This is a genomic window from Nostoc sp. FACHB-133 (assembly GCF_014698055.1).
Lineage (GTDB): Bacteria > Cyanobacteriota > Cyanobacteriia > Cyanobacteriales > Nostocaceae > Nostoc.
Window position 1 is genome coordinate 24,880 of the sequence record NZ_JACJSH010000066.1, and the last position, 11,505, is coordinate 36,384.

Genomic DNA, 11,505 nt, shown 5'->3' on the forward strand with positions numbered 1-11,505 from the left:
TTTTTTGTATAAGCAAGACTGGTAATGGAGCGAAAATGCTTAAATATCGGTATTGGTTCAAGTATTTATTGTTAGTCATTCTCGGCTTATTCATAGTTATTATCCAACCATCCTTTATATTAGCTCAGGAGGTAAATAAAGCAACACAACAACAAAAGCAGGCACAATTGTTGACTCAAAAAGGTTACGATCAATTGAATCAAGGTCAGGCAGCATCAGCCCTTGAAACTTGGCAAAAAGCCACAACAATTTACCGTCAACTAAACGATCAAAAGTTACTTACTAAAAGCTTAATCAATGAAAACATTGCTCTACAAACTTTAGGTTTATATCCTCGTGCATGTAATACGCTTTTGTCAGCTTTGAAGTTAAATGCAAATACTTCTCTTTGCGCCAATACGCCACAGCAACCTACTGAATATATGGAAAAACTGCTGACGGCAGCCATCAATAAGCAAACTACTTCACCCCTAAATTTGCTCGGATTGCACAACTTAGGAGAAGTCTTGCGTCGGTTAGGCAAGCTTGATGAATCAAAAAAAGTTTTGTCAGAAATATTATCTGCTGCTAAGTTTATCCCTTCTATTGATACTAGTGGCATTCTGCTTTCATTAGGTAGTACTAAACAGGATATTTACAAACAAGCACGGAATCAATATTCTGAAATAGAAGAACCCATTTCCCAGAAACAATTTGTCACTTTCATTCAACAACAGGTACTTGAGTCTCTCGATATTTATCAACAAGTGATTAGTACCTCAAATGCTCCAAAAGAAATAAAATTGCAAGCTCAATTACATCGCTTGAGCTTACTGGTGGACTTTGATCAGTGGTTGGTAGTAGAGTCCAATTCAGGTAATACAAAATTAGCCTCCCTTCGTACTAGAATCACTCAACAGATACAGCCATCTGTAGCTTTACTGTTGGAAAATAATTCGGTCTTTTCTCAACTACCAACCACCTATTCTGTTTATGCCAAGCTGAATTTCGCTAAAAGTCTAAATAAAATTCCAGGACAACAGTTCCATTCCCTAGCTATTGAGTATGCTGAATCTGCTTTAGAAAAGGCTAAAAGCACTAATAGTCAGAGATTACAGTCAGAGAGTTTTGGCACTTTAGGAAAGTTAAAACTAGAGCGGTCACAACCATATTTTGAACAGGCTTTGGGATTGGCTCAATCAGTTCAAGCATGGGATCTTGCCTATCAATGGCAGCATGAATTAGGAATTTTGTACAAGGAGCAGGGAAAATATAAAGAGGCTCTCCAAGCTTATAGTGCCGCAATTGAAAACGTGACTCAAGTTCGCAATAATCTTTTGTCAAATAATACAGATTTACAGTTCTCATTCAAAGAAAAAGTGGAGCCTTTGTATCGTGATTATATGCGATTGCTCCTAACAGATTATAATCCTAATTTGGAGCGCATAATTCAGACTAATGAAAGACTGCAAATAGCAAAGTTGGAAAATTATCTTCAATGTGGCAAGCTAAATCTTGTGGCTTTGAATGATTTGAAAAATTTAGATAGCATTCCTTCAGTAATTCACATTATTGATTTAGGCAATAGTATAGAGGTGGTTGTTCAGTCACCTGACAAATCCGTTCACCACCACTCTGTTGCTCCAAAGTTAGTGAAATTTCATGCAGATCATCTTTTACAAACTTTACAGGATCAGAATTTTGCTAATACTAAAATCCAGGTTATTCTTGATTATTCTCAAGCACTTTATAATTTGCTTATTGCACCTATAAAGAAATATTTGCCCCAAGATGGAACATTAGTGTTTACTTTAGATACATCTTTCCAAAGTTTACCTATGGGCTTGCTTCATGATGGAAAAGATTATTTACTGAAACACTACAACATTGCTGAGACTTTGGGTTCTAAAGTTCGGCAGCCCAAACTTTTACTTAGAAAACAATTAAGAGCTTTAATTGCTGGACTCTCTAAATCTAGTCCCAGCTTCAAAGCCGCAAATGCTCCTTCATACCTGACAGAACTGCCATCTGTGGTAGAAGAAATAGCAAACGTCAAAGAGCAAACCAATTCTTCACTCTCGTTACTCAATGAAGAATTCACTTATAAGCGTTTTATAAAAGAAGTAAGTAGAGAGACTTTTCCGATTATTCACTTAACAACTCATGCTCAATTTAATTCGGTTCCTCAACTGACAATGTTTTTTAGCTGGGACAAGCCAATCAACTTATTAGAGTTTGACAGTTTACTCAAACAAAAAAATCAAATCAATGAAGATGCAATTGAGTTATTGGTTTTGAGTGGTTGTGAGACAGCTAAGGGAAATAAGCGCTCGGCATTAGGAATCGCTGGGATCGCAGCCCAAGGAGGAGCAAGGAGTACTGTCGCAACTTTATGGCGCGTAGATGATAAATCTACCGCTATGCTCATGAAAGAATTTTACAAGGAGTTGAAAGATGGTAAAACTAAAACAGAGGCACTACGTCTTGCACAATTAAGTTTGTTATCAAATCCAGATTACTCCCACCCTTACTATTGGGCAGGTTTCCTCCTCATCGGTGGTTGGCTTTGAGATTTCATCAATTTTAGCCGTGACTGCACCTGAGCTAATTCATTAGAGTTGCCACTACTTTTCGCCAACCACTCTGCCATTTTATATTCACGAAAAGCTTCATCTAGTAACCATGCATCCAAATAACGATCTCCTAGTACTCTAAACAGAGTCGGATTTTTACTGCCTGCTGCCACTCTTGCTTTTAATGAATTAATTGTTTCATTTAAAAACCCTTTTGACATATATATAATATCTAGATCGAGAAAAGCAGCTTCGTCGGCAGATAAGCCTAATTTGTTAATTACATCCACCTCCTCTAAAACCTGTTTAACATCACTTTCAGGCAATACATGGACTACTAACTTTCCAGGAGAATTAATAGGAGAGTCACCTTTATTTGCAGTTACTGTAATTGTATACGCAGCACTGTACTCCAATTCTTTTCGTTTTTTTGGATAGGGCAGTATAGTATCTTTTACTTCTGCTTCCCAGTGAAATTCGTAACTAGTGATCTCTACTGTATAGCTGGTAGCATTCTTAACAGGATGCCAAGAAATTGTCGGTCGGGTATTTAAAAGTATATTTCCGTAGGGAGTAATCAGCTTTAGTGAATCTTGATCTTCACTTGGCCCTTTCATCTTCGGACAGACATTCCGATTTAGAGGTGTACATTGCCGTCGTTCTGCTTGAACCTGTTGCGGCGTACATATACCTGAGACACCGAAAACAGCACCTTGCTGAAATTCTAAAACCTGGCGACTCGAATAGCACACAGCCTTAACCGTACTTCCATTAGCTGGGTTAATCTTATCTCCTAGACAAATCTCACTTCCGACTGCTAGATAGCGATCGCCTGAGCTGATAATTCGACCAACTTCATTAATGCAGACACGCTTTGCTACTAGTTGGGGTTGAGCCAATGCGCCGCCAGAGTTTGATAGAAGCATTATTGATGCAATTGTTACCAATGGAACTCTAGAGACTTTTTTCCCTACTTCGTTTGTTGAGTCCGGTGTGGCTAGATTGGGCATTGAAAATATTGTCTGGTTATCTTTAAGTTAGTAGCATAACGGGATTAGGGAACAAAAAAAAGCCTATGGTGAAGATTCCGGCACAATATCTCCCAATAACCGCTTTAATACTTGTTTTCTCCATTTCTGAACCTCTAACTGGTTAGACTCAGCAACCAAGCAGACTTCCCAGGATATCCTGGCATGATTAATTTCACCCAAAACTTCATGTACTTGTGCTAGCAGGCAGTAAGCATCTGTTCTTTTAGAGTCTAATTTAATCGCCTTTTCTAAATATTCCTTCGCTTCGCCATATTTCTTTTGCCCTAATTTCGCCCACCCTAAATTCTTGTACAAAGTAGCTTGTCTTTCAGGATCTTTAGTTTTTTTTAAGCCTTCTAGAGCTAAACCAACTGCTGCATTATAATCCCCAGTTATATTCTTTAATCTTGATAGATTATTAAGGGGTTGTGCGTCTTTGTTGCTATTTTGTATAGCCAATTTATATTGGATTTCTGCTAATGTGTATTCGCCTCGATCATCGTAAAAACTTCCTAATCCGTAATGCCCTTCCCAAGCATTAGGTTTTAATTTAAACAGGGTTTCATAACTATCGTTAACGCACTTGTCATCACCTAAGTCTTGACATACTAAAGCCAAGTTATTGTAAATGACTACATCTTTAGGATTAAATTTGATAGCGAGTACATAGTATTTTTTAGCAATTTCAAAAGCTATTCCGCGCCGATCAGCCTGCTCAAAGTAGAACTTAGAGATTGAATAAGTTAAATTAGGATTGTATTTGACTGCTGCTTCAAAGTCTTTTACAGCATCTATAATACGATTTTCTTTATGTGATTTTTCACCTTGCTCAAAAAAAGAGGTTGCTACTATAAGATTTAACTTATTATTCAAATTAACTGCTTTTTGAAAATAACTTTTTGCTTCCTCAAACCTATTTTGTTGTTGAGCTTTTTTACCTTCATTTAGATAATAATTTGCTACTAAAGGTAGGGACGCATATATCAAACTAGCGATGCTTAAAAACCCGAATACGCCTACACCAACTCTAAATAACCTCGATTTAATTAGTCGGTTAAGTTTTGATTTAAATGGTAAACGCTCCAAACGCTGCAAAATTACTCCTGTAGTTTGCGGGCGTTGCCCTGGCAAGGGAGCCATTAAATCTTCTATAAAATCAGCGAAAGGTCTGTCTATCTGTGAAGCCTTGTCTCGCCAAATTAAATTTCCTGTACTCTTATCTGTTGGCAGACGCATTAGTGACATACCACTAACTAAATGTACAAGAGTTCGCCCTAAAGCATAAAAATCTGATTGAGGTACTGCTTGTCCATTTATCTGCTCTAAAGGGGTATAACGAGGTGTGACAACAGCTGTAATTTCATATACTCCTCCCCTGCCTGCACTAGTTCCCCCACTTCCACTAACTTTTGCTAGGTAGGTGTCAGTTACTCGCCGTGCAGTACCAAAATCAACTAATGCCAGTTGACCATTTATCTGAAGAACTATATTAGAAGGTTTGATATCTCGATGAAAAAAATTAGAGCGGTGTACTGTATCAAGAATTTCAACTAACTGCTTAAGCCATTCTAATGCTAGAGATTGTGAAATTTTCCCATTTAATTCTATCCATTCCTCCAAGTTTTGTCCCTCAAATTTATCCATAACTAAGCAATGTAATGTTAGAAGACTATTGTTTGGAACAAAAGTAAAATAGTCATCTAAAGTACTGCGAGGAATTTTTGGGTGTCGAATTAGTTGTAACGTGAGAGATTCCCGCTCAATTAACTCTACAAGCTTAGGTGTATTCCATTTTAGAACTTTCATGACTCGTTGTTCACGAACTGGATGCCACTTAGTACCAGTGTCATCTACTTCAAAAACATCAAAGTAGTTGTATGGATTATCAGTAAGCGCTTTTAATGGTTTGACTAGACGGATACGGTTATTAATCAGTAGTGAAGTACCACATGATACACACTTTTCAACGTTGTCTGGATTTTGACGGTGAGAGCATAGGGGATTGATACAGTAACTCACAAAACTTCCTCGCGCCTTCCTCCTCCGGGTTTAAAACATGAAGACTTACCTAGTAAATATTTATTTTGTACATGTGTATTCATAATCGTCAGCTTTATGTAGTATTTAGTAGTCTGGTCAGCTAAAACTTAAACCTTAGTTGCCTAAACCCACATTTCTCACAAGTCCCACAATGGCTACGCTTACCGCAGGCATCAGATTCATCGTAACCTCTACCCAAAATATCTTTCAGTCATTTCTGACAGCTAAAAATTTTGATCCAGTGTGAAACGCCTGAATTTACGTTATTTAAGGGTTTGAGAAAACGAGTGATAAATCCGAGCTAAAGACCTCGGCAAGAAACTAAGGGTTGCTGACCTATTTGAAGGTCTAAGTGGTTTTATTAGAAAATATTATGATAAATGTGTAATGTAAACAATTATGAACAACGCTCAAGTATCATAAAAGTGCAGTATATTTTTAGAGGTGCAGTATACTTTTTACTTGAGCTAGCTCTAATCTACAATAAAAAATCCTCATAGATAAATACACTAACAAAAATTATAAAGATATGGATTTTAGTGCTGAATCAAGACTTAAGTCTACTAACGCTTCCTCTGTTCTTGTGAAAGAACAGAAAGTTTTAGGGCAAAGATTTTCAGCAGATGTAACTTTTGAAGATGCCTTGGCTGTAGTAGACAACTTAGTGTTAACCGAAAGGCGCAAACGCTTGTCTCCGCCTGAGATTCTTGTTATTAAAGCAGCTTGGGATGGAAAGGAGTATAAGGATGTAGCAAGCAATTCGACTTATAGTCTTAACTACTTGCAACGACGAGTAGCCTCTCCCCTGTGGAATATGCTTTCAACAACGATTGGAGATGGCGAACGAGTTGAAAAACAAAGCTTGCGGTATTTTTTAGAGCGAGTAACAAAAAAGTATCAGTTTCAAGATGCCATACATGAACAACAAACATACCCTGCTAAGAATCGGATACAAGTGATTGGTACTAAATCACCTGATGTGTCCAGTTTCTATGGTCGTGTACAAGAACTAATACATTTAAAAGAGTTAGCGATTAAGCAGAGATCCATATTGCTAGTAGGGGCAGCAGGAATTGGCAAAAGCGCATTAGCAGCAAAACTATTAGAAGAACTTAGTTTGGAGTCTCAGCCTAGATTTGATTGTTTAATCTGGAAATCGGTGGCCCACGCACCATTAGTTCAAGACTTAGTAGGTGATTTGATAGAGTTAATCCAACCTACAGAAATATCTTCAAGCTTGCCTGAGCATACACAGTCTATGATTTCGATATTGATCAAGCAGTTGCAATCACGTCGCTGCTTGCTCGTATTGGATGCATCTGAAGCTTTATTTCAAACAAGTAACTTTCAGTATCGACGAGACTATGGATTATTTTTTCGTCGCTTAACAGAGGAGCTGTGTCAAAGCTGCGTAATCATAACTAGCCGAGTTTTTCCTGATGAGATTGAGAGTCTAATAGCAGCTGAATTACCTATCGATTTTCTTAGAATTGAAGGGTTAGAGGCAGACGCTGCGTTACAGCTTTTATCTAGCAAAGGATTAATAGATCAAGAAAAATGCAACGATTTAATTAAAACTTATAGAGGTAATCCTTCAGAATTAAAAGCAGTAATTAATCGAATTCATCACTTTTTTGGAGGTAGCACCGAAAAGTTTTTTGAAAACCCAACTACATTAGTTAGTGACCAGTTTCAAGAAATGCTGAATCATGTATTTAGTCAATTATTGAGCAGAATTCAGAAGCGAATTATGATTTATTTAACAGAGGAAGTAACTTTAAATTCACAATACGTCAGCTTTGCTAAACTATTAAATGATATGAATCGTGAACCACAAACGTCAGTTTCAAAATTTGAGCTAATTAAGGCATTAGAGGTACTTGAAAAACACTCATTAATTGAAACTATTAAAGACCCTATTACAGAGGAAATCAGCTTTAATTTAGAACCAGTAGTGAAAAAGTATATTAAAACAGATCCACAAGGGTGGGTATACACATCCAAAGCTTCATCCAATTTCCCAATCGCATCATAACAGAGGTATCTATGATTACAGGAAAACTAGAGATTACCACAAAAATCAGCGAACTTCCTCAAGCCGAGATACTGGAGAATAGCTGGCAGCAATTTGATATTGACTGTGACGGACAAATCATTTCAGTCACAAAACCCAAAGTTTGGAAGAAATTGACTGACACTGCTAGTAATTACCCCCAATGTATAGCAACAATCACTCTTCAAATCGGTCAGCAAACAGACAATAGGTTCGTATTGGATAAACCTAATAATATACAAGTAAGTTTTTCAGCGCAAGCCTAAACCAGAAGCAACAGCCACGCCTGGTACTGCTTGAGCCAGGGTAATCACACCCTACACAGAAAGAGGTGCTACCAACCCTCGATTACCCATAAAGCAATCCTTAGCAAATATGGAGGTCACAAGTAAAAATCAAAACGACGTTAGATACCAGACGACCAGAAGTTCTGTAAGATCAAAACGAACAACAAATGGAGGGAGATACACAACAACACCAAAAATTTAAAGGACAAAATGCCACTAGAGAGTAGGCGCTTTGTCCAAGGCTCAAAAACCGAATAATTTTAGAGCGGGGTTATCTCAAAGCAACCAAAGCAGTGGTAGTTAAAGTTTGGCGACTTGTTTCCACTGACTGGTAAAAAGAGATTGAGTCCACGCTGCTTCTCGTATTATACGAGAAGCCACACGAAACTGGTGCGTTTCGTGTGGTAATTTTTGCTGTTGAAATTCAAAAGATTTAAATAGGTTAAGTTTGATTAAGAAAGATTCTGAATTTTGTAGCATAAAGCAGTAGCAGCGCGAATAACAGTTACCAGTTACCAGTTATCAGTCAGAGTCTTTGATAACTGTTGACTGTTGACTGATAACTGATAACTGATGCAACCCCCTCTGAACTTGTCAACCAAGTTATCAGGGGAAAATATAGTGAAAAACAGAGAACGCCCCAAGAGCGCAGTAGTAGAGCGCATGGGGTCGAGTGCAGCTTTCGCATGGCAATTTTGTGCTGTGACGAAGGGAAATTTTCGGAATATCCAGGCTAGAGCAAGAGTTTCACAGCTTGAAAGAGTTCTCTCTAAGGAATTCCGAGGGGAGAACCGATGAATAATACCCCGGATATTGCGGGGGAAAGGTTAAAGGGAAAAGGGAAAAGGGATGGGGAAGAGTTAACAAATTCTTCCTCCCCTTCCCCTTTGCCCCTTACCCTTGACCCAGGCGCAGCCTCTCCAACTGAATATCCAAACAATCTCACGGCAGCGGAATACCATGAGTTGTTAGCTGGTAGCGCCATTCATCCGGCGTTGATTAAGCGCAACTTTTTCCACGTTGAGGGAGAATCAGTTTATGATTTCCTGTTCATATCTGATAAAATCCCACGTAAGAATGCGGGTCGGGTAACAGATGGATACATAAAAATGTATCAGCATCTATTACTAGGTGGGACGTGGATTCAGTCACTTGACCCATTCAAGAACTGGCAACCGATGGAGTGGGGGCGGATTAAGCCGAACTTCCCCCGTATTGATTGGCAAAAAGGGAAACCCGTCAAATACGAGTCACCCCCCAAAACTCCCAACCGTGTTACCTACTTCGATGTCGCTAACCCCATCTGGGACAGAGTTGCAAAGCGTTATTTAATTAAGCGCTATCATTCACTTTTAGCGCTGCGCCTGTTGGATAAACTCAATCCACTAATATTTTGGGAGTGGGTGAAACAGCATCCAGAGATTCCAATTATCTTATGCGAAGGGGAGAAGAAAGCCGCTTGCTTGCTCTCTTTGGGGTTTGTAGCGATCGCACTCCCTGGAATCTGGAACGGGCGCGTGGGCAAACAAGATTTTGATGAACGGTTGCATCCTGACTTAGTACCAATGGCTCAGGCGGGACGCAAGTTCATTATATTATTTGATTACGAAACTTCTTCTAAAACCAGGTGGTCGGTGTTTCAAGCCACTGTTCGCACTGCAAAAGCAATCGAATCGGCAGGTTCTGAATGTGAAGTTGCGCTGTTACCAGGTCCAGAGAAAGGTGTTGATGATTTTGTTGTGGCGCGGGGCGAAGATGCTAACGCTCTACTAACCGCAATCATCGATGATGCTAAATCACTTGCTGATTACAAGCGCTCGTATCGGGCTAAAAAATGGGGGTTAAGCAAGTACCAGCCAGATGTCACTGTTAATGTCAAGTATCTTTCTGAGGCTTTGTGCATTCCTGAACTTGAAGAAAAATGCTTGAGAGTGCCTGAGCTTTATGATCTTGAAAAGGAACAACTTTTCACGCCATCTATTAAAGGACATCAAAGAAAGAAGAAGTCTACGGATTCTGGCGGAGTTGATTCATCCAAATCGAAGAAATCCCCTAGCTTCAATTTCCCAAAATCAGGACTAGTCGTACTCTGGAGCGACATGGGCACTGGTAAAACTGAACTTATGCGCTGGTGGCGTGACCAAAATCCTGATGCGCGGTTCCTCAACAATGGACATCGGGTTAACTTGTTGAAAAATCTTGCCGAACGTTTGCAGACGGCGATGTATTCAGACTTGGGTTACACAGGTTTAGCCCAGGCTCAAGCCCTTAGTATTACTATCGACAGCTTGCATAAGCTGAATACTCAGTCTCTCACTTACGGCTGCATATTTATAGATGAAGCCTGCCAATACCTTACCCACCTACTGCACAGTAATACTTGCAAACAACATCGCGCCGCCATTTTGGAGGTACTGGAATATATAGTATACAACGCGCCGTTAGTGGTGATTGCCGATGCACACATGGATGATTTAACGGTAAACTTCTTTCTTGCAATGCGACCAAGAGGTGAAGTACCTTACATCATTAAAAACGAATGGCGAAACGGTTCACGCACAATTTATTGGTACGAGGGGGATAATTCAAGCGCTCTAGTCGCCCAAATCTCGGCAGCGCTAATGCTTGGTGAGAAAGTCATGGTTGCAAGTGACAGTAAGCGTTTTATCAAAAAACTCGACAAATCCTTTACTATCAAGTACGAAGAATCTAGTAGTTCGCCAAGTGAACTTGGCGGGGTGCATGTTAAAGGGGATACAACTCTTGGAGAGGCTACGCCAACGACTGCGCTCAGTAACCGGGAAAAGGAAGAATTAACAGATTCCTCCTCCGCCCTTTCCCCCTTACCCCTTACCCCTTGCCCAGCCCGTAGGACTTCATACCGCATTTGGTCGGTTCATTCAGATAATTCTGGCAGTGATGAGAATGTCGCTTTCATCAAAGATATCACCAACGCCGTCAAAAACTTTGATGCCTTGTTCACCTCTCCCAGTCTCGGTACTGGTGTTGATATTTCTGAATATCATTTTGACTTAGTATTTGGTGTGTTTCACGGCGTTTCCCAAACTGCTACTGAATGCGCCCAACAGCTTTACCGTTATCGTCCAAAAGTCCCATTTCATATTTGGGTGGCCCCACGTCCTCCCTTTGGTTACAAGGATACCAATGCTACCAAGATTAAAGAGCGCTTGCTCCAAACCAATGAAATGACAGCTTTTCTGTTGCGGATTGACAGAGAAACGGGTAAGCGGGGTGCAGAGAAAGATTGGGCGCTTGAGGCTTATTGTCAAATTCTGGCTAACCGCCACTATTCTCTCAATAATCTGCGTGATGATTTGCGTGAGCTTCTCACAGAAATGGGCAATACATTTATATATGTGGGAAATGATTCAGATCCTCAATCTCTCGAAAGTCTTAAAGCAGCAGCACAAGCTTTGGATCGTGCCCACAATTCGGCTGTTGCCAAGGCTAAGAATATTACTTTGAGCGAGTACCGTGCCCGTCAGAGCAAAGATTACCTTGACCCTAATGAAATTTTTGAA

6 protein-coding genes are annotated in these 11,505 nt (G+C 39.7%); 4 read left to right on the top strand and 2 right to left on the bottom strand.

The features are described 5' to 3' along the window. The first annotated feature begins 35 nt into the window (after positions 1-35). Positions 36-2,549: a CHAT domain-containing protein gene (locus tag H6G86_RS31945; RefSeq protein WP_190937692.1), complete on the top strand. Its 2,514-nt coding sequence runs from the start codon at positions 36-38 to the stop codon at positions 2,547-2,549. On the opposite strand, the gene H6G86_RS31950 is transcribed toward H6G86_RS31945, so the two are convergent. Further along, positions 2,510-3,478, bottom strand: coding sequence for a hypothetical protein (locus H6G86_RS31950; protein WP_190901093.1), 969 nt, complete (start codon positions 3,476-3,478; stop codon positions 2,510-2,512). The two genes, H6G86_RS31945 and H6G86_RS31950, sit on opposite strands and share 40 nt — an antisense overlap. A gap of 147 nt (positions 3,479-3,625) precedes the next feature. Further along, complete coding sequence (locus H6G86_RS31955) at positions 3,626-5,602, bottom strand: protein kinase domain-containing protein (RefSeq protein ID WP_190937694.1); 1,977 nt, start codon at positions 5,600-5,602, stop codon at positions 3,626-3,628. Between the two features lie 550 nt (positions 5,603-6,152). Between H6G86_RS31955 and H6G86_RS31960 the strand changes: the two genes are divergently transcribed. The 3 genes from H6G86_RS31960 to H6G86_RS31970 form a co-directional block, all read left to right on the top strand. Next, entirely contained in the window at positions 6,153-7,658 is a 1,506-nt protein-coding gene (locus H6G86_RS31960) for a helix-turn-helix domain-containing protein (protein WP_190901106.1), read from the top strand. 11 nt (positions 7,659-7,669) lie between these two features. Beyond that, positions 7,670-7,942 (top strand): fertility inhibition FinO-like protein, encoded by a 273-nt coding sequence (locus H6G86_RS31965; RefSeq protein ID WP_190937695.1) that lies wholly within the window; start codon positions 7,670-7,672, stop codon positions 7,940-7,942. 815 nt (positions 7,943-8,757) lie between these two features. Further along, positions 8,758-11,505, top strand: a 2,748-nt coding sequence (locus tag H6G86_RS31970; RefSeq protein WP_242065078.1) for a DUF3854 domain-containing protein, incomplete at its 3' end; no start/stop codon positions are given.

Coding starts and splice junctions, on each gene's coding strand:
- H6G86_RS31945 (WP_190937692.1), top strand. CDS start 36: ATGCTTAAATATCGGTATTGGTTCAAGTATTTATTGTTAGTCATTCTC.
- H6G86_RS31950 (WP_190901093.1), bottom strand. CDS start 3,478: ATGCTTCTATCAAACTCTGGCGGCGCATTGGCTCAACCCCAACTAGTA.
- H6G86_RS31960 (WP_190901106.1), top strand. CDS start 6,153: ATGGATTTTAGTGCTGAATCAAGACTTAAGTCTACTAACGCTTCCTCT.
- H6G86_RS31965 (WP_190937695.1), top strand. CDS start 7,670: ATGATTACAGGAAAACTAGAGATTACCACAAAAATCAGCGAACTTCCT.